This is a genomic window from Stenotrophomonas mexicanensis (genome assembly GCF_032911605.1).
In the GTDB taxonomy this organism is placed as follows: Bacteria; Pseudomonadota; Gammaproteobacteria; order Xanthomonadales; family Xanthomonadaceae; genus Stenotrophomonas; species Stenotrophomonas maltophilia_A.
The window spans coordinates 129326-148830 of the sequence record NZ_JAWJTG010000003.1 but is presented as its reverse complement, the minus strand read 5'-3'; the positions used below and the strand labels follow the sequence as shown (position 1 = coordinate 148830).

The following is a 19505-nucleotide window of genomic DNA, read 5'->3' as shown; positions in this document are numbered from 1 at the left end:
CGACTTCAGACCGACAGCAGTTCTTTTTCCTTGTCGGCAACGACTTTGTCGACGTCCTTGATGTTGGTGTCGGTCAACTTCTGGATGTCGTCCTCACCGCGCTTCTTCTCGTCTTCGCTGATCGCCTTGTCCTTGACCAGCTTGGCGATTTCCTTGTTCGCGTCCTGACGGATGTTGCGGATCGCGATCTTGGCGCCTTCGCCTTCCTTCTGCACCTGCTTGGCCAGCTCCTTGCGGCGCTCTTCGGTCGGCGGCGGCATGTTGATGCGGATCGCGGTGCCCAGGGTGTTCGGGGTGAACTCGGCGTTGTAGAGACCCTTTTCGATCTCCTTGATCATGCTCTTGTCGAACGGCGTGACCAGCAGCGAGTGGGCGTCGGCGTTGGAGATCGATGCGACCTGGTTCAGCGGGGTGCTGGCGTTGCCATAGGCGCTGACCGTGACGCGGTCCAGCAGGGCCGGGGTGGCGCGGCCGGTGCGGATCGAGGTGAGGGTGTGCTTCAGAGCGTCGATGCTCTTGGCCATGCGCGTCTGCGCGTTGTTCTTGATGTCGTTGAGCATCGCCCGGTCCTGGGTGTAACTGGAATCGGGCGATTATAGGCGAATACGGGACGCTGCCGGGCCAGAATCGGCCCGGAGCTCGCCTGGCGCTCAGGCTCAGGCCGGGTCGCGGCCCTGGACCAGGGTGCCGATGTTCGCGCCGCTGAGGATCTTCAGCAGCTCGCCCGGCTGGCCCATGTCGAACACGCGCATCGGCAGGTCGCTGTCGCGGGCCAGTGCGAAGGCCGCGGTATCCATCACTTCCAGGCCGCGGCGGATCACTTCGTCGTAGCTCAGGCTGTCGAAACGGACCGCGTCGCTGTGCTTGTTCGGGTCCTTGTCGTACACGCCATCGACCTTGGTGGCCTTCAGCAGCAGGTCGGCACCGATCTCGATCGCACGCAGCGCGGCGCCGGAGTCGGTGGTGAAGAACGGGCTGCCGACGCCGGCGGCGAAAATCACCAGGCGGCCCTTTTCCAGGTGGCGGATGGCGCGGCGGCGGATGTAGTCCTCGCACACGTCGTTGATCTTGATCGCGCTCATCACGCGGGCCTTGGCGCCCAGCTTTTCCAGGGCGTCCTGCATGGCCAGGGCGTTGATGACCGTGGCCAGCATGCCCATCTGGTCGCCGGTGACCCGGTCCATGCCGCCAGCGGCCAGGCCGGCGCCGCGGAAGATGTTGCCGCCGCCGATCACCAGCGCCACTTCGGCACCGGCCTGCTGGGCTTCGATGACCTCACGGGCCAGGCGATTGATGATCTTCGGGTCGATGCCGTAGTCCTCATCTCCCATCAGCGCCTCCCCGGACAGTTTCAGAAGGATGCGGCGATAGGCGAGCTTGGACATGGGGACCTCGGGTGCGTGGAAATCGCGGGCGATTCTACGCGCATGCGGCGTTGGGCCAAAGTGTTTTGTGCACTGCGGCGCGAAATCCTGCCGTCCGCCCCGCTCAGGCGGGGCGTCCCGTTCAGCCCAGCTCGGCGCCGGCGGTGGCTGAAAGCTCGTCGTGGCCGAGGGCGCCGGGGGAGCGGGCGATCACCCGGTTGCGGCCCAGGTTCTTCGAGCGGTACAGCACATCGTCGGCTGCGCGCAGCAGGTCCTGCACGTCGGCAAAGCGTTCGTAGCCGCCCTGGGTGGCCACGCCGGCGGAGAAGGTGACGAACAGCGGGCCTCCCTCCAGCTCGGCCATCGGCGTGGCGACGATGTTGGCCAGCACACGCCGGATCACGTCCAGCGCCACCGATTCACTGGTGTTGGGCAGCAGCGCGACGAATTCCTCGCCACCGAAGCGGGCCACGGTGTCGCTGTTGCGCAGCTGGCCCTGCAGCTTGCCGGCAAAGGCGCGCAGCACCTCGTCGCCGGTCAGGTGGCCGTGGGCATCATTGATTTTCTTGAAGTCGTCCAGGTCGATGAAGGCCACCGACAGCGGCCAGCCCTGGCGCCCGGCGCGCAGGAACTCCTGTTCCAGCACCGCCTCCAGCTGGCGGCGGTTGAGCACGCCGGTCAGGGCGTCGCGGTGGGCCTGGTCGGCCAGGCGCTTGGCCCGCGCCTCGAATTCGTCGGCGCGGCGGCGTGCCTGATCGGCATCCTGCAGCTCGCGCAGGTTGCGCAGGGTGGCCAGTTCCTGCGCGTGGTCGATCAGCTCCCGGACCCGCGAGGGCGAGTTCAGGCCGGCCTCGAACAGGCTGGCGATGTCCGGAAGGGCATCGCTGATACGGGTCAGCACCTGATCGAAACGGGCGCTGTCGAGCTCCAGCCGGTCATGCACCTGGTGCAGGGCGCGTTCGCGGGCGGCATCGGCGTCTTCGTCCAGCCAGATGTCGGCGACAGCGCCGGACAGCTGCACGCAGGCCTGGAACGGCGAATCGGCAGCGTCGTCGTCCTCGCTGTGGCTGATGCTCTCCACCAGGTAGCGCGGCAGGCCCCACTGTTCGGCCACCCAGGCGCCGACATCGGCGTGGCTGCAGCCCAGTTCCTCGCGCTCGCGTGCGACCAGATCGGTATTGTCACGGGCTTCGCGCAGCAGTGGCAGGTAGCGCTCCGATTCGGCCTGGGCCAGGCACAGCACGCCCAGGTCCTGCAGCAGCCCGGCCAGCATCAGTTCCTCCAGCCGGCGCAGGCCGCGCGCCTGGCCCAGCTGGCTGGCGGCCAGGGCGCTGAGAATGCTGCGCTTCCACGCGCGCTGGCGCAGGTCGTGGTCGGCACCGCCGCCACCGGTCAGGCCCTGGGTGACGGTGAAGCCGAGGGCGAGGCTGATCGTGGCATTCAGGCCGAGCATGGTCAGCGCCTGGCCGAGGTTCTCGATGCGGCGGCGGCTGGCGTACAGCGGCGAATTGGCGATGCGCAGCATGCGAGCGCTCAGCGCCATGTCGATGGCGATGATGTCGGCGGCGGTGGCGATGTCCGCTTCCGGGTCCTGGGCCAGCTCGATGATGCGCAGGGCAATACCGGGTGGCGAGGGCAGGTTGCGGCAGAGCGCCAGGGCAGCTGTCAGCTCGGGAGGCATGTCGGGTCGTTCAATTCCATTGGGACAAGAATACCTAGGAATGCATCACAGTCCGCGATTTTCGTTCCTGCTATGTGACTGTGGATTCCCTGCGCCGAGTATCGGCTTGATTCGCGCGCAACGCAAAGGTGCCGGTTGTGCGCACCAACGGTGCGCACCCCCCCCCCCCCCCCCCCCCGCCGATGGGGCATGGGTTCATCCCTTGGCCCATACATAAAAAAAGAGCCGCGGTTTCCCGCGGCTCCTTCTGGTCGCTTCACAGCCGGAAGGCTGGAATCAGACCTGCATCGCCTTGGCAACTTCAGCGGCGTAGTCTTCCACCACCTTCTCGATGCCTTCGCCGACGATCAGCAGCTTGAAGCCAGCCACGTCGGCGCCAGCGGCCTTGACCACCTGCTCGACGGTGGTGTCGCCCAGCACGTAGGTCTGGCCGTACAGGGTCACGTCGCTGACGATCTTGTTGATCTTGCCGCTGATGATCTTTTCCAGGATCTCGGCCGGCTTGGCCTTGTCCTTTTCGGACATCTTGGCCAGCTCGATTTCCTTTTCCTTCTCGACGAACTCGGCCGGGACGTCCGCAGCCTTGTTGTGCGGCGGCTTCAGGGCTGCCACGTGCATGGCCAGGCCACGGGCCAGCTCGACGTCGCCGCCGACCAGGTCGACCAGCACGCCAACCTTGCCGTTGGTGTGGACGTAGGCGCCGATGGTGTTGTTGCCATCAACCTTCACCATGCGACGGATCTGGATGTTTTCACCCAGGGTCTGCACGGCGGTGGCGCGGGCTTCTTCAACGGTGCGGCCATCGGCCAGCTTGGCAGCCTTCACGGCTTCGACGTCGTTGGCGCCCGATGCCAGGGCGGCAGCGGCGACGGCATTGACGAAGGACTTGAAGTTGTCATCGTTGGCGACGAAGTCGGTTTCCGAGTTGACTTCGACCAGCACGGCCTTGCCGCCATCCTGGGCCAGGCCCAGACGGCCTTCGGCGGCCACGCGGTCAGCCTTCTTGTCGGCCTTGGCAGCGCCGGACTTGCGCATGGCTTCAGCAGCAGCGTTGATGTCGCCGTTGGCTTCGGTGAGAGCCTTCTTGCATTCCATCATGCCGGCGCCGGTGCGCTCGCGCAGTTCCTTGACCAGGGAAGCAGTGATTTCCACGGGATTACCTCACGAAAGAAAGGGGTTGGGCCGGCATGGTGGCCGGCCCGTGTGACACGGGCCTGTCACGCGCCAAAGGCTGCGCGCAGGGAGGGTGGACGCCGGGCGTCCACCCCGGGGCCTGGATCAGGCCTGGGCGTCGTCGCCCTTCTTGGCAGCCTTCTTGGCCGGAGCGCGGCGGGCCGGCTTCTCTTCGCCTTCAGCAGCGGCTTCGGCGAACTCTTCCTCACGCACCGAAGCGGCGTGCGGAGCAGCAGCCTTGCCTTCCAGCACGGCGTCGGCAGCGGCGCGGGCGTACAGCTGCACAGCGCGGATGGCGTCGTCGTTGCCCGGGATGGCGTAGTCCACCAGTTCCGGGTTGTAGTTGGTGTCGACCACGGCGATGACCGGGATGCCCAGCTTCTTGGCTTCCTTGATCGCGATGTCTTCGTGGCCGATGTCGATCACGAAGATGGCGTCCGGCAGACGGTTCATGTCCTTGATGCCGCCCAGCGAGGCTTCCAGCTTGTCGCGCTCGCGACGCAGGCCCAGCACTTCGTGCTTGACCAGCTTCTCGAAGGTGCCGTCGGTTTCACCGGCTTCCAGTTCCTTCAGGCGGGCAACCGACTGCTTGACGGTACGGAAGTTGGTCAGGGTGCCGCCCAGCCAACGCTGGTTCATGAACGGCATGCCGCAACGCTCGGCTTCTTCCTTGATGGTTTCGCGGGCGCTGCGCTTGGTGCCCAGGAACAGGACGGTGCCGCGCTTCTGGGCAACCGACGAGATGAAGTTCATCGCATCGTTGAACAGCGGGACGGTCTTTTCCAGGTTGATGATGTGGATCTTGCCGCGGGCGCCGAAGATGTACGGAGCCATCTTCGGGTTCCAGTAGCGGGTCTGGTGGCCGAAGTGGACGCCGGCTTCCAGCATCTGACGCATGGTGACCTGGGGCATTGCAATACTCCTGATATGGAACCGGCGATTCCGCCCGCGGGATAGGTATGCGGGACGCGTGGAAGCGCGGATGGTTCCGGGGTTGGGCTTCCCTGTTGCCTCCGTGGCCGAACTCCTTGCGGAGCACCCCGGCACGGATGGGGGCAGCAGGTGTGGATTCACCGGTGACGTCCGGTGTGGACGGTCTCCCGCGCACGCAGGCGGCAGGAATCCGGTCGATTATAGCCCGCTGGGAGCGCTCGCTGCAATTGCCGGGTCCGGCGCGGTCAGATCGACCACGCGGCCGTCCTGCAGCCGGGCCTGGAAATGGCCACCGGCATAGCCGTCGGCATGGACGGGGAGGGCCCAGCGGCGTTCCCGGCCCGCCAGCAGGTAGCCGGCCAGTCCCGGCAGCAGCAGGGTGCGGCGTCCATCGCCGGCGACGAACGCAAGATCGTGCAGGCGGGCGTGAACGGAACCTGCGTTGCGCAGTCGCAGAAGAGGCTGCGACCTGCCGGGCTCGATCCCGGCATGCAGGTCCGGCCGCGCCAGGGGCGTCGCATGCCCCCGGAACAAGGGCAGCGAGTAGCGTGGCAGGCCCGGTCCGCTGGGGCTCAGGATCACCCGGTAGGCCTGCTCGACGGCAACGGGCGACGTCTCCCGAGGCAGCAGCCAGATGCGTTGACGGGTGCCGGGCGGGAGGTCGAGCCGGGAGGGGCTGGCCAGGATCTGGTCGCTGGGCCGCAGCTTTTCCGCATCGACCTGCTGTTCCCAGGCCAGGATCCGAACCTCGCCCTGCCAGCGGCCGGGCCCGGGGTTGTACAGCCACAGCTCGCCGTGCCCCCCTTCGGCGGGCAGCTGCAGGGTGGTGGGCACCAGGTCCAGCGCCGCAGCGGGCAGTGCCAGCAGCAGTGCCAGCAGGCTCAGCAGGATGCGCATCAGTAGATGAGGGTCACGGCAGGCGCCGCGTCGTCGCTGTCGGCCGGCGGCGCGAGGTCGCGGATCTGTTGCGGAAGCTCGGGCGCGTCGCTGCTCCGGTGCGGTGCCGCGCATCGGGTGTTGCCGGCATCACTGCTGCAGCCCTCGACCACAGTCAGCCGGATCTGCAGGGAGGTGCTGCCGGGATCGGCCCACGCGGGCATACTGGCGACCAGCATCGCCCCGATCAGAAGTGCGCGAACCACCTGCCATCCACCGTACTGTAGGACCCGTTGCGCGGTATCGGCCGGATCGGCCGAATCTGTAGGGTCGACTGCCAGTCGACTGGTCCTGCCGCAGGAGTGATGCGCGCATCCACGCACGGCGTGGATCTACCGGAACCCACCCCGGTGGGTGCCGACGATTCCAACCCATCCCGGTGGGTGCCGACCATTCCAATCCATCACGGTGGATGCCGACCGTTGGTCGGCACACAGGTCAGTAAGTGATCGTCACCTGCACCAGATCGTTGTAGGTACCGGCCGGGGGCTGGCCGGTGACCGGCGGCACCCGGCCATGGATGGTCAGCTGCTGCGCGCTGCCACTTCCGGTGCCGCCAACGGTATCGACATTGAGGGTATTGCCCCAGCGCAGGCTGCGCGCGGCGTCGCGGTACAGCTCATAGGGGAGGTAGTAGGTGCCGCTGCCAATGGTGGTGGCCATGCGCCGGGTGGTGGAGGCGGCGGGGTTGTTCTGGCCGTTGTTGAGGCTGATCTGGTAGGCGGTGTTCTTCAGGCAGGTCAGCGTGAGCGTGGCGGTCCGGTCGATGTTGGCGGAAATGCTGCCGGTGACGTTGCCGAAGTCCATGTTGGTGGTGACGTAGCTGCCGCATTGCGGCAGCACGTTGGCAGTGGCAGTGAAGCTGAAGGCCGCACTGGCGCTGTTGGTGCCGGTTGCGCCGCCGTTGCAGGCGGCCGGCACGGTGGCGTTGCCGAGCAGGACTTCGTTCCAGGCCCAGGTGAGCACCACGTTGGCGCCACTGAAGGTGCTGCTGTAAGCACCCGAAGCGAGGATCTGGTTGGCGGGGATCTGCGCGAACAGCTGCACGGACTGCGCACCGCTGCCGCCGGTCAGCAGCGGCACGTTGTAGCTCATGGTCAGTTCCTGCGCCGGCGGCGTGCCGCGTGGCACCAGGCCGGTGACCTGGCCGTAGCTGGCGTTGTTGTAGAGCTGGAAATTCATGGTGTCGCTGGTGGAAGTGGACATCGTGCGGAAGGTGGAGCTGCTGCCGCCGCCACTGCCTGCGCCGACACCCACGCAGACGCGGACGCCGGTGGTGGCCAGCAGGCTCAGTGCGGCGGTGGTGCAGGTCACCGTGATGTTCAGCGTCGCCGCCGTAGGGCCGGGAGCGTTGCTGTTGATGTTGCCGAACGGCAGGGTCGGGTTCGCGGTTGCCGTGCAGACCGCTGTCGCCCGGGCCGGTAGTGCCGCGAGCAGGCCGGCGAACAGCAGCATGCCGAGCAGCAGCACTCTCATGGCGCCACCTCCGGGATGCACGGCAGCGGTGCCGGCTTCGGCCGGGCGCCGGACGCCACTACCTTGGGCTGCTCGGGTACCTTCACCCGGCACTGGCCGCGGCTGGTGGTGATGTACAGCACGCTGCCGGCAGCGACGTCTTCCAGATACAGCAGGCCGTCATAGCCCACCGTGGCCTGGCGTCCGCCGGGCAACTGCACTTCGCTGCCCACTTCCAGCGGCTGCCCGTCCATGCTCTGAAGCGTCAGGCTCAGAGAGGGCCGCGAGCGCAACTGGAATGTCACGTGGGTCCCAGCGCGCTGGCGCGGCGTCACCCAGTCCTCGATGCTGTCGGCACGCATGTCCTCGGGCAGGTCCAGGGTGTCGATCGAGACCCGGTTGCGCTGCCAGGACAGCAGCGGGCTGACCAGCAACAGGCCACGATCATCGGTGACGCCGATCAGGCGGTTCTCCAGCCGCACCGGCACGCCACCGACACCATTTGTGCTGATCACCGCGAATGCATCGGAGACCTCGCGGGTGGCGAACGCGTGCCCGCCCATCCAGACCAGGCTGCCACTGGCGCTGCCGTAGGCATAATTGAGCCCGCCCTGGCGCGAGGCGCCGAAGGAGTAGCGACCGACGTCATTGAGGATGCCGACTTCGGCCAGGCCGCCACTGCCGTTCTCGCCGTGGCGCACCTGCGCGCGCCAACCGATGCCGCCTGCACTGCCATCGCCGGGCACCGGCTGGGTGACGTCGGCCACCCACGTCTGGCTGTCGCCATTGCGCTGGCTGGACAGGCTGGCCTGGCGGTTGTTGCCCAGGCTGGCGGTTACCGACAGATAGATGCTGCGGTCATCACTCTGGTCGAGGTTCTGGTTCACCGAGAGGTAGGCTGACCAGCGCTGGCTCCAGGTCCGCGACCAGAACAGGCTGGCGTAGCGGTTGTCTTCGCCATCGGGGTAGCGCAGGCGCAGGTAGCTGGCGCTGAGCGTGCCCAGCCGCAGCAGGTCGGCGCCGACCGTGGCCTGTTCGCTGATGCTGGGTGGCAGGTTGCCCTGCAGTGCGCCCAGGTCGCGGTAATCACCATGGCTGCGCACGGTGCGCAGATTGACGTTGAGTCGGCGGTTGTTCCAGCTGTAGCCCAGTGCCCATTGCCCGCCCTGCAGGCCGTGATAGTCACTGTGCGCATAGGCGGCGTTGAACACGCCCGCGCCACCCAGCAGCCACCAGCCGCCGATGCCGGCCTGGGCCAGGCCACCACCGCCTTCGGCATGAGCCTCGCCGGTGAACGTGTCACTGATGCCACCGCGCCAGCTGGCACTGGCCACGGTGCGGTCGTCGTAGGCGAAGGAGCGCTGGCCGAAGTCCTCACGCAGGTGGCCGATGCCGGCGGACCAGTCCGACAGGCCCTTGGCCAGCAGCTGCTGGGTGCCATAGAAGCTGAAATCCAGGGTCTGCATGCGGCCGAACGCATCGGTAACCACCACCTGTGCGCTGCCGGTGCCGCTGATCCCCGGCTGTGCGGCCAGCTGGAACGGGCCGACCGGGACCTGGCCGCTGTACTGGCGCAGGCCATCGACGTACAGCTCGACCGTGGACGGCACCACCGCCTGGCCGAGGAAACTGGGCGTGGGGGTCAGCACGCGATAGGGCTGCAGGCCGTAGTTGCGACCGATCTGCAGGCCACCCAGGCGCACCGGACGGGTCCAGTCGACGAAGCCGCTGTAGAAATCGCCGACCTCCAGCGTCATCGCCTGGTCGGGGAAATCCAGGCTCCAGCGCGTATCCAGGCGCACGCTCTCCCCTCGCCAGCGACGGTCGCCAGGCTGCTGGTAGCGCCGGCTGACCGCGGTGTTCTCGAAGGTGCCGTTGCCGACGCCGAACAGGCGCAGTTCGGAGCTCAGGCTGAGGTTGCCCAGCGTATCCACCCGGCTGCCATACACGTCGTAGTTGAGCAGCAGTCCGGGTGAGGCACTGCCTGCGGGCGCGCGTGTCTGCGGGCGGCTGAGCACGGTGGTTGGCAGGGTCAGCTGGTCCAGTGGCACGTCCAGCGCCAGGGTCTGCAGGCGTGCGTCATAGCGCACCACCGCGCCGCTGATCTGGTCCAGGTACACCGGTGCATCGCCGTGGGCGTTGAAGCCGAGCTGGCGCAGTACGTCGGGGCTGGCCTGCAGGCGGCCACGGTTCTCGATGAAAGGCAGCAGTCCGCGTGGGGTGCTGTTGAGCGAAACGTCCAGGTACAGCGTCTGGTTGGCGGTCAACGGTGTGGGCGGTGGCAGCATCGCATCGGCGGAGATGCCTGATACATCGGCGGTGGCGGTAGCCGCTGCACCGGACACATCGGCGGCTTGGGTCGCCGCAGGAGCCAGGGCAGCAAGCAGCGCGCCCATCAACGCCTCAGCGAGCCGATGGGGGCGACAGCGGCGTCTGTTCCGACTCGCCATTGAGCTTGGCCGTGATCTGGTCGTTGTCGCGGTCGATCGCCGTGCGCTCGATCGGCCAGCGCATCACCTGCCCGGGCAGCACGTAACCCAGCAGTCCGGGATGCACGATGCGTGGGCGCGTGGGGCTGCCCAGCGCAAGATCGGCGATCTGCGCATAGCTGTTGCCTGCGTTGGCCACCTCGACGCCGTTGCGGCCATCGGGCAACTGCACCAGGCGGGCCTGCAGCTGCGGCGCAAGCTTGCCGGCGGCGGGCTGCACGAACACCGGTATCGAATAGCGCAGCACGAACTGCATGCCGTCGGCGCGGGTGGCCAGGTCGGGCACCTCGTCGACAATCAGCCTGTAGTACTGCTGTGCCGGCGGTGGCGTCCTGTCCGGACGCATCACCCGGACCAGCTGCTGCTGCCCGGCAGCCAGTTCCTGCATCGGCGGGGTGACCACCAGTTCATCGGTGGGCAACAGTTGCTCCTGGCCGTCCTGCTGCGCCCAGCGGAACACCCGAACCTGCAGCTTCACCGGCGAGGTGCCACTGTTGGTCAGCCAAAGCTCGCCGGCACGCTGGCGCGCTTCCAGCTGCAGGCTGGTCGGGGCGACCTGCAGGCTGGTGGCTTCGACTGGGGCGGCGAATACCAGGCTCAGGACGAGCAGCGCCACGCCGGTGGCGCGCCACGGGCGGGGTCCGGCCATGCGGGCGTGCTCCATCAATAGGTGATCGTGGCGGTAACCGTATCCAGGTAGTTGCCGGTCGCCGGGTTGTTGGTGCTCAGGTTCAGGATCTGGCCGTAGACGATGTAGGGCACGGCCAGGCCGGTGCCGATGCCAGCCTGGGTGTTGGTGCCGGAGGTGGCACCCCAGACCAGGGTGTGCGCGGCGTCCTGGTAGAGCTGGTAGCCGACGTAGTTGTTGGCGGTCACCGCGGCGTTGGTGTTCTTCATCCGGCGAGTGGTGACGTCATTGGCGGTGCTGGCATTGGCACCCGCATTCAGTGAAATCGTGTACGGGGTCAGTGCCGAGCACTGGGCGGTCACCGTGCCCTGGCCCAGGGTGGGGGTCGCGGTGGTCGAGGCCGCCGTGCCGAAGTCAACGTTGGTGGCGGCAGCAGCCGTGATCGTGCAGGCCTTGGTCACCACCAGGGTGACATTGAAGGTGGTGGTGTCTGCGGCCAGGGCCGGGCCGGACAGCAGGACCCCGGCCAGGGCCCAGGCAAGCGGGGAACGAAGCGCGGATCGCATGGACAACCTCCCTGACCCGAAGGTCCGTTGAACAAGGCGAAGGCGGCACGTTCGGCACCGCTTCGGCGACGGTGACCCCAGCTTAGGAGGCGTAAGTGTCTGTATTCCGTGATAAACAGGGAGGCGAAAGGGGGGCGGCGATCACGCTTTCACTTTCCTTGCCGGAACCGTGCATGGCCCGGATCGCCAGTTGGGTGGCGTTCGTTCAGATTGCGGCCGGATCGGCGATAATGGGGCCATGAGCGTGAATCTGAAAACCCCGCAGGAAATCGAGATGATGCGAATCGCCGGCCGCATGGCCAGCGAAGTGCTCGACATCGTCACCCCCCACGTCAAGCCCGGTGTCACCACCGAGGAACTGGACCGCATCTGCCACGACCACATCGTGAACGTGCAGGGCGCCGTTCCGGCCAACGTCGGCTACCGCGGCTTCCCGAAGACCGTGTGCACCTCGGTCAACAACGTCATCTGCCATGGCATTCCCAGCGAAGGGAAGGTGCTCAAGGATGGCGACATCATCAACATCGACGTCACCGTCATCAAGGATGGCTGGCACGGCGACACCAGCCGCATGTACTTCGTCGGCACCCCGTCGGTGATGGCCCGCCGCCTGGTGGAAACCACCTACGAAGCCATGTGGCGCGGCATCCGCGCGGTGCGTCCGGGCGCGACCCTGGGCGACATCGGCCATGCCATCCAGAGCTATGCCGAAGGCGAGCGTTTCAGCGTGGTGCGCGAGTACTGCGGCCACGGCATCGGCAAGGTCTACCACGATGAGCCGCAGGTGGTGCATTACGGCCGCCCGGGCCAGGGCCTGGTGCTGCAGCCTGGCATGACCTTCACCATCGAGCCGATGATCAACGAGGGCACCCGCTACAACAAGGTGCTGCCGGATGGCTGGACCGTGGTGACCAAGGACCGCAAGCTGTCGGCACAGTGGGAGCACATGATCGCGGTCACCGAGACCGGCGTGGACGTGCTGACCCTGTCGCCGGGCGAGTCGCAGGTCTCCTGAGGATGCTGCCGGCGAGTTCGCTGCTGGACACGCCGGCCGCGTCGCTCAACGACCCGGACTGGGCTGCTGCCGCGCGCCAGGCGCTGCAGCAGGCCGACGCGCGCCTGTACCGCCGCTTCGACCAGGGCGACAACATCGAGCGCCTGCTGGCGCTGCGGGCGCGCGCTGCCGACCATCTGATCCGCCTGGCCTGGCAGCGCTGCCTGCCGGCCGACAGCGGGCTGTCGCTGTTCGCGGTCGGCGGCTATGGCCGCGGTGAACTGTTTCCGCGTTCGGACATCGACCTGCTGGTGTTCGGCGATCCGCCGGCACAGCTGGCCCATGAGGCGGCGCTGGCGCGCCTGTTCGCGCTGCTATGGGACTGCGGGCTGGCCGTCAGCCATGCGGTGCGTTCTGCATCGCAGTGCCGCGAGGCGGCAGTGGACCAGACCGTGCTGACCGCGCTGATCGAGGCGCGCCCGATCCTGGCCGATGATGTGGCGCGCCGCGCGCTGCGCGAGGCCGTCGACGATCGTGAACTGTGGCCGGCGCGCACCTTCTTCCTGGCCAAGCTGGAAGAGCTGCGCAACCGACACCAGCGCTTCGGCGATACCGCCGACAACCTGGAGCCGGACCTGAAGGATGGCCCTGGTGGCCTGCGCGATCTCAACACGCTGGGTTGGATGGCACTGCGTGCGTTCGGCGTGCGTGACCTGGAGGCGCTGGTCGGGCTCGGCCATCTGGGCGCAGACGAAGCGGCAGCACTGAAGCGCGAACGTGCGGTGCTGGCGCGGCTGCGCTTTGGCCTGCATCTGGTCGCGCGTCGCCCGGAAGAGCGCCTGCGTTTTGATTACCAGAAGACCTTGGCGGCACGCCTGGGCTTTGAAGACGATGCCGAGAACCTCGGTGTCGAGAAGATGATGCAGGGCTTCTACCGCGCCGCGCTGGTCGTGCGCCGGATCAGCGACCGCCTGCTGCAGCGCTTCGAGGAACAGTTCGATGGCGAGGCGCAGCCGGAGCCGCTGACCGTGGGTTTTTCCCTGCGCCGTGGTTACCTGGCGGCCAACGAAGCCGACTGGCCGCGCGGCGACATCGGCCAGGTGTTCGCGCTGTTCGCCAGCTGGGCCAACAATCCGCAGGTGCGCGGCCTGCATTCGCTGACCGCGCGTGCGCTGGCCGAAGCGCTGCCACTGCTGCCGGCCTACGACCAGGCTGATGCCGATGCACGCGAGCAGTTCCTGGCGCTGCTGCGCGGCCAGCGCCCGGTCGATACGCTCTCGCGCATGGCGCGGCTGGGCGTGCTTGGCCAGTGGATTCCCGCGTTCGCCCAGGTCAGCGGGCGCATGCAGTTCGACCTGTTCCATGTCTACACCGTCGACCAGCACACGCTGATGGTCCTGCGCAACATCGGCCTGTTTGCCAGCAGCCGTGCCGACGAGCGCTTCTCGATCGCGCACGAAGTGTGGCCGCGCCTGCGCAAGCCGGAACTACTGCTGCTGGCCGGCCTGTTCCATGACATCGCCAAGGGCCGTGGCGGCGACCACTCGGAACTGGGCGCGGTGGACGCGCGCGCGTTCTGCCAGGCGCATGCGCTGAGCACGTCTGACACCGAACTGGTGGCGTGGCTGGTCGAACAGCACCTGCGCATGTCGGTGACCGCGCAGAAGCAGGACATCGCCGACCCGGAGGTGATCCATCGCTTTGCCACCCTGGTCGGCAGCCGCGACCGCCTGGACTACCTGTACCTGCTGACCTGCGCCGACATCGCCGGCACCAGCCCCAAGCTGTGGAATGCATGGAAGGACCGCCTGCTGGCCGACCTGTACTTCGCCACCCGGCGCGCGCTGCGCGAGGGGCTGGAACACCCGGTGCCGGCGGCCGAGCGCGTGGCCGAAGCGCGTGACAGCGTGCGCGCGCTGGTGCGCGAGCGGGGTTACGACGATGCCACCATCGATCGCCAGTTCGCGGTGATGCCCGACGAAGGCTTCATCCGCCTGCGCCCGGAGCAGCTGGCCTGGCAGGCTGCCGCGCTGGTGCCGGTGAAGCAGGGCCAGGCGCTGGTGAAGGTACGCCGGATCAGTGTCGACGATCCCGCGCTGGAAGTCTTCGTGCATTCGCCGGACCGCGACGGCCTGTTCGCCGCGATCGTGATGACGCTGGACCGCAAGGGCTACGGCATCCACCGCGCACGCGTGCTGGACGGTCCGGCCGATACCATCTTCGATACCTTCGAAGTGAACCCGGCCGATACCTTCGCCGATGGCAGCAGTGCCAACCTGGAAGCGGCGCTGCGCGACGCACTCAGTGGTGACCTGTCGCGCCTGCGGCCGTCACGCCGCGTGGTGCCACGGCAGCTGCGGCACTTCCGCTTCGCCCCGCGCATCGAATTCCGCGATGAGCCGGGCGCAACCCGTTTCGCCCTGGTCGCCCCCGACCGCCCCGGCCTGCTGGCCGATGTGGCGTTCGTGCTGCGCAATCAGGGCCTGCGCGTGCATGATGCGCGCATTGCCACGTTCGGCGAACGCGCCGAAGACACCTTCGTGATCAGTGACGAACACGACCTCCCCCTGACTGAACCTGCCCGGCAGCAGCTGCATGACGCGATGCTGGCCTGCCTGGACCCTGATCGAAACGCCGGAGACCCCGCCTGATGGCCACCAAGCCCGCCAAGAAGACCGCCGCGACCCCCAAGAGCGCAGCGGCCCGGAAACCTGCTGCTGCCGCACCGGCCGCGAAGAAGACCCCAGCGCCGAAGAAGGCCGCTGCGGTGACGGCCCCGGCGAAGAAAGCGGCTGCGGTGACGGCCCCGGCGAAGAAAGCGGCTGCGGTGAAGCGTGCTGTGAAGAAGCCGGCGCCGGCCAAGAGTGCCGAAGCAGTCCGCGCCGAAACCATCGCCCGCAAGTCGCTGCGCAAGCCTTCAGCCCCGGGCGTGGAAGAGCTGAAGTTCGGCATCGAGAGTGCCTTCGAGCGCCGCGCTACCTTGACCCTGCACGAGCTGGAAGGCTCGACCAAGCCGCTGGTCAACCGCGTGATTGACGGCCTGGAGAGCGGTGAGTTCCGTGTTGCCGAGCCGGACGGCCAGGGTGGCTGGAAGGTCAACGAGTGGCTGAAGAAGGCCGTGCTGTTGTACTTCCGTGTTAATGACATGGCCGTGGTCGACGCCCGTCCGGCGCCGTTCTGGGACAAGGTCGAATCGCGCTTCGCCGGCTATGACGAGGCGAAGTTCCGCCGTGGCGGCGTGCGCGTGGTGCCGGGCGCGATCGCCCGCCGCGGCACCTACTTCGGCAAGGACGTGGTGCTGATGCCGAGCTTCACCAACATCGGCGCCTATGTCGGCGAAGGCACCATGGTCGACACCTGGGCCACCGTCGGTTCCTGCGCGCAGATCGGCCAGCACTGCCACCTGTCCGGCGGCGCCGGCATCGGCGGCGTGCTGGAGCCGCTGCAGGCCAGCCCGACCATCATCGAGGACCACTGCTTCATCGGTGCGCGCTCGGAAGTGGTGGAAGGCGTGGTGGTCGGCCACCACAGCGTGATCGGCATGGGCGTGTTCCTCAGCCAGAGCACCCGCATCTACAACCGTGCCACCGGCGAAATCACCTACGGTTACATCCCGCCGTACAGCGTGGTGGTGTCCGGCTCGCTGCCGAGCAAGGACGGTACCCATTCGCTGTACTGCGCGGTGATCGTCAAGCAGGTTGATGCCAAGACCCGCAGCAAGACCAGCGTCAACGACCTGCTGCGCGGCCTGGCCGACTGAAGGTGACTGCGCCGGAGGATCTGGCGCAGTCCGCGATCTACCGGCATCCGTCCGACACCCTGGTCGGGCGGATGCTGCCGCGCCTGCTGCACGCCCCGCGCTGGACCCGGCTGCGCCGTGCACTGTCGCGGCGCTGGCCGATGCCGGCGCTGGTCAGTGACGTGCGCGATGTGGTCTACGTGAGCTGGTGGGTCGACGTGCGTCACGCACCAATGCCACCGCCGGGCCATCATTACGTGGTCCATGCCGGACGCACGCCTTACACCATCCTCAGCTACCGTCACGGCCACTTCGGGCCCGCGCTGGCTGGGCCGCTGCGTTCCCTGATGCCGTCACCACGGCAGAGCAACTGGCGCTGGTACCTGCGTCGTGACGACGATCCGGACGGGACGCCGGTGGTGCTGTTCGACCGCAACGTGATGGACCAGCTGGCCTTCGTCGCCGGCGCGCGCGTTTTCAGCGATGCCATGCAGCCGCATCTGTCCACACGCTTCGAGCATGTGGTGCGCACCGATGGCGATGGGCACACCCTGATCGAAGGCGGGCAGGGCAGTGCGCCGAGGTTGCACCTGCAGTGGCAGGCCGCTGCAGGCTGGGAGGATGGGGCGGCGTGGTCGGCGGCCTTGGACAGCCACCAGGCCCTGCTGCGTTTCCTCACCTGCCAGGACGAGGCCATCGCCCGTACCTGCGACGGCCGCTGGGCCAGCACCCGCATCGCGCTGCCGGTGGAGATCGACAGCCTGCAGCCCCTGCGCCTGATCGGTGAGCAGCAGTGTCCGCGGCTGCAGGCGATGGACTTGGCGCTGCAGGAAGGGCTGGCCTTCCGGCTGCCACGGGTGCCGTTCCGGGTCGTGTCCGAGCGCCTGTTGTGAGATTCTGGCCCTCTGTTTTCCAGCATCACAGATGGCCATGAGCACCACTGTCTACGGTTTGAAGAACTGCGATACCTGCAAGAAGGCGACCAAGTGGCTGGACCGCTTCGGCGTGCCTTACACCTTCGTCGATTACCGCGAGAACAAGCCGAGCCCGGAAACACTGCTGGCGTGGGCTGGGCAGCTGGGGGGCCTGGCCGCGATGGTGAACAAGTCGTCCACCACCTGGCGGCAGTTGCCGGACAACCGCAAGGCCGCCGACTCCGAGGCCGAATGGAAGCTGCTGCTGCGTGAATACCCGCAGCTGATCAAGCGTCCGCTGGTGGTCGCGGCCGATGGCACGGTCAGCCAGGGCTTCAGCGACAACGGTTTCAAGGCCCGCTTCGGCGTGGGTGACGCATGAGTGCGGTCCTCGACCTGACCTGCGAACTGATCGCACGACCCTCGGTGACGCCGGATGATGCTGGCTGCCAGACACTGCTGGCGGCACGCCTGAAGCAGGCCGGGTTCCAGTGCGACCACCTGCGCCTGGGCGAGGTCGACAACCTGTGGGCGACCCACGGCCAGGGCGCGCCGGTGCTGGTGCTGCTGGGCCACACCGACGTGGTGCCGACGGGCCCGCGCGAGGCCTGGGCCAGCGACCCGTTCACGCCGCAGATCCGTGACGGCGTGCTGTACGGCCGTGGCGCCGCCGACATGAAGGGCAGCGTGGCGGCGTTCGTGGTCGCCGCCGAGCAGTTTGTCGCTGCGCATCCCGATCACCCTGGCACGCTGGCGGTACTGCTGACCAGCGACGAGGAAGGCGATGCCATCGATGGTGTGCGTCACGTTGCACGGCTGTTCGCCGAGCGCGGCCAACGCATCGACTGGTGCATTACCGGAGAGCCATCGTCTACCTCGACGCTGGGTGACCTGCTGCGCGTAGGCCGTCGTGGCAGCCTGTCGGCCAAGCTGCGCGTGCAGGGCGTGCAGGGGCATGTGGCGTACCCGGAAAAGGCGCGCAATCCGATCCATCAGGCGGCACCGGCACTGTCCGACCTGAGCGCAAGGCGCTGGGATGAAGGTTATGAGAGCTTCCCGCCGACCAGCCTGCAGATCTCCAACATCCATGCCGGCACCGGTGCCAACAACGTGATTCCCGGCGAGCTGGAGGTGGATTTCAACATCCGCTACAACCCGCACTGGGATGCACCGAAGCTGGAGGCGGAGATCACCGCATTGCTGGGCCGCCATGGCCTGCAGTACACGCTGAAGTGGCACCGCAGCGGCGAGCCGTTCTACACCCCGGAAGGCACGCTGCGCGTCACCGCGCGTGCGGTGCTGGCCGAGCACATCGGCCGTGCGCCGGAAGAAAGCACCGGCGGCGGCACGTCAGATGCACGCTTCATCGCGCCACTGGGTGCGCAGTGCATCGAAGTGGGGCCGGTCAACGCCAGCATCCACCAGGTGGATGAGAACGTGCGCGTGGACGATCTGGAAGCGTTGCCGGGGCTGTACCAGCGCCTGGTGGAACGGCTGCTGGTGGGAACCCCATGACGGAATGAATCCCGCGAGGGTGGGTGCCGACCGTTGGTCGGCACGCCTCCCGCCGGGGCCGCTTCTCTACTCGGAAAAAATAAAGAACGGCGGCTCGACCGCTTTCTTCCAGTAACTTGGCGCGGCCATGTAGAAGTGTTGCGCCTCGGCTCTGGCGAACCAGCGCGCCGCCGCGTCGGTGTCTTTCTCCACACCCGGCGCACTGCGGCCCAGCAGCAGACCGGCGAAGTACTGGCCGAACACATTGCCCTTCTCACCGGCGCGCTGGTACAGCTGCAGCGCACGCGCCGGATCGCGCGGCAGTCCCATGCCTTTCTCCAGCAGCGCGCCCAGGTCGACCTGCGCTTCGGCGTCGCCGTGCTCGGCACGACGCTGGATCTGCGCCACCAGCGGATGCACGGTGTCATCCTGTGCGGCCACCGCATCCGGCAGTCGCGACGACGAACTCGGGTAGCGCTCGTAGATCATTCCGCGCAGGTCCCAGCGCAGCGCCTGCTGCGCGTCGCCTCGCTGGCGGTAGGCCTTGGCGAGCCCGTAGAACGCATAGGTATTGCCGTGGTTGGCAGCCGCCAGATAGGCGCGTTCGCCACGTCGCCAGGACGCGCGCAGGACAGGTGCAGGGTTGATGTGGGGGCTGTCGGCATGCTGCAGCCTGCCGGAGATCCAGATCCGGCCCAGTGCTTCTTCCGCTTTGGTGTTGTGGAAGGTCCAGGGCGTGATCGCGGCAGCACGCTCGTAGTAGGTAACGGCGCGCGGATCGTTGAAACGTTCGAAGGTCTGCGCGGTGTCCCAGGCTCCGTCGAAGCTGCCGTCGGTGCCGCGTTGCTCCAGTGCCTGCTGCTGCGCCAGCGGCAGCGTGGAGGGCGGAGGCAGGGTCTGGCAGGCGGGCAGGCCCAGGCAGAGCAGGGCGGCCAGCGCCGCGTTGCGTCCAGTGCGGTGTTGCATTTCCATTACACGTTTCACGGCGGGCCATTATGCGCGCCGGGGAGTGGTTGCCAACGCAACGGTTGCGCCGTGCCGGAAACCGGGGTAGGGTCGATGCCATGTCGATCCGCCTGGCCACCGCCGTCAATAACAACAACCGCAATAATCTGCGCGCGAATAATCGTGCGCGGCCG

Annotated in this window: 18 protein-coding genes; 6 read left to right on the top strand and 12 right to left on the bottom strand. The window is 67.4% G+C overall.

Annotated elements, in window-relative coordinates; translation table 11 throughout:
- Nucleotides 1-5: 5 nt before the first annotated feature.
- The 11 genes from frr to R1L06_RS03140 form a co-directional block, all read right to left on the bottom strand.
- On the bottom strand, nucleotides 6-560 hold the full coding sequence (gene frr / locus R1L06_RS03190; protein ID WP_032127942.1) for a ribosome recycling factor: 555 nt from the start codon (nucleotides 558-560) through the stop codon (nucleotides 6-8).
- Between the two features lie 96 nt (nucleotides 561-656).
- Nucleotides 657-1385: a UMP kinase gene (gene pyrH, locus R1L06_RS03185; RefSeq protein ID WP_032127941.1), complete on the bottom strand. Its 729-nt coding sequence runs from the start codon at nucleotides 1383-1385 to the stop codon at nucleotides 657-659.
- A gap of 121 nt (nucleotides 1386-1506) precedes the next feature.
- Nucleotides 1507-3045: a GGDEF domain-containing protein gene (locus R1L06_RS03180; protein ID WP_049399536.1), complete on the bottom strand. Its 1539-nt coding sequence runs from the start codon at nucleotides 3043-3045 to the stop codon at nucleotides 1507-1509.
- A gap of 276 nt (nucleotides 3046-3321) precedes the next feature.
- The gene (tsf, locus tag R1L06_RS03175) at nucleotides 3322-4197 is read right to left on the bottom strand and encodes a translation elongation factor Ts (RefSeq protein ID WP_032127939.1); all 876 of its coding nucleotides are present in this window, start codon (nucleotides 4195-4197) and stop codon (nucleotides 3322-3324) included.
- Nucleotides 4198-4323: 126 nt separating this feature from the next.
- Entirely contained in the window at nucleotides 4324-5130 is an 807-nt protein-coding gene (gene rpsB / locus R1L06_RS03170) for a 30S ribosomal protein S2 (protein ID WP_005408748.1), read from the bottom strand.
- 219 nt (nucleotides 5131-5349) lie between these two features.
- Complete coding sequence (locus tag R1L06_RS03165; RefSeq protein WP_317216896.1) at nucleotides 5350-6048, bottom strand: fimbrial biogenesis chaperone; 699 nt, start codon at nucleotides 6046-6048, stop codon at nucleotides 5350-5352.
- Nucleotides 6048-6266 (bottom strand): hypothetical protein, encoded by a 219-nt coding sequence (locus tag R1L06_RS03160; RefSeq protein ID WP_154353600.1) that lies wholly within the window; start codon nucleotides 6264-6266, stop codon nucleotides 6048-6050. Before R1L06_RS03160 ends, R1L06_RS03165 begins: the two co-directional genes overlap by 1 nt.
- A gap of 259 nt (nucleotides 6267-6525) precedes the next feature.
- Entirely contained in the window at nucleotides 6526-7563 is a 1038-nt protein-coding gene (locus R1L06_RS03155; protein WP_317216895.1) for a Csu type fimbrial protein, read from the bottom strand.
- The gene (locus R1L06_RS03150; RefSeq protein ID WP_317216894.1) at nucleotides 7560-9938 is read right to left on the bottom strand and encodes a fimbria/pilus outer membrane usher protein; all 2379 of its coding nucleotides are present in this window, start codon (nucleotides 9936-9938) and stop codon (nucleotides 7560-7562) included. The genes R1L06_RS03155 and R1L06_RS03150 overlap by 4 nt, the downstream gene beginning before the upstream one ends.
- A 7-nt stretch (nucleotides 9939-9945) precedes the next feature.
- Entirely contained in the window at nucleotides 9946-10695 is a 750-nt protein-coding gene (locus R1L06_RS03145) for a fimbrial biogenesis chaperone (RefSeq protein ID WP_317216893.1), read from the bottom strand.
- A complete protein-coding gene (locus R1L06_RS03140) occupies nucleotides 10695-11225 on the bottom strand; it encodes a Csu type fimbrial protein (protein WP_032127934.1) in 531 nt (176 codons plus the stop codon). Before R1L06_RS03140 ends, R1L06_RS03145 begins: the two co-directional genes overlap by 1 nt.
- Before the next feature lie 238 nt (nucleotides 11226-11463).
- Here R1L06_RS03140 and map point away from each other — a divergent pair, with 238 nt between their 5' ends.
- From map to dapE, 6 genes are read left to right on the top strand one after another with little or no spacing between them, the layout of a single operon-like run.
- Nucleotides 11464-12240 (top strand): type I methionyl aminopeptidase, encoded by a 777-nt coding sequence (gene map / locus R1L06_RS03135; RefSeq protein WP_032127933.1) that lies wholly within the window; start codon nucleotides 11464-11466, stop codon nucleotides 12238-12240.
- 20 nt (nucleotides 12241-12260) lie between these two features.
- Nucleotides 12261-14870, top strand: a complete 2610-nt coding sequence (locus R1L06_RS03130) for a [protein-PII] uridylyltransferase (protein ID WP_489686048.1) — start codon at nucleotides 12261-12263, stop codon at nucleotides 14868-14870.
- A complete protein-coding gene (gene dapD / locus R1L06_RS03125) occupies nucleotides 14870-15979 on the top strand; it encodes a 2,3,4,5-tetrahydropyridine-2,6-dicarboxylate N-succinyltransferase (RefSeq protein ID WP_317216892.1) in 1110 nt (369 codons plus the stop codon). Before R1L06_RS03130 ends, dapD begins: the two co-directional genes overlap by 1 nt.
- 2 nt (nucleotides 15980-15981) lie before the next feature.
- Entirely contained in the window at nucleotides 15982-16851 is an 870-nt protein-coding gene (locus R1L06_RS03120; protein WP_317216891.1) for a hypothetical protein, read from the top strand.
- Between the two features lie 31 nt (nucleotides 16852-16882).
- Complete coding sequence (locus R1L06_RS03115; protein ID WP_317216890.1) at nucleotides 16883-17254, top strand: arsenate reductase; 372 nt, start codon at nucleotides 16883-16885, stop codon at nucleotides 17252-17254.
- Nucleotides 17251-18387, top strand: coding sequence for a succinyl-diaminopimelate desuccinylase (dapE, locus tag R1L06_RS03110; RefSeq protein WP_317216889.1), 1137 nt, complete (start codon nucleotides 17251-17253; stop codon nucleotides 18385-18387). Before R1L06_RS03115 ends, dapE begins: the two co-directional genes overlap by 4 nt.
- 66 nt (nucleotides 18388-18453) lie before the next feature.
- On the opposite strand, the gene R1L06_RS03105 is transcribed toward dapE, so the two are convergent.
- Entirely contained in the window at nucleotides 18454-19332 is an 879-nt protein-coding gene (locus tag R1L06_RS03105) for a tetratricopeptide repeat protein (RefSeq protein ID WP_317216903.1), read from the bottom strand.
- Nucleotides 19333-19505 lie beyond the last annotated feature (173 nt).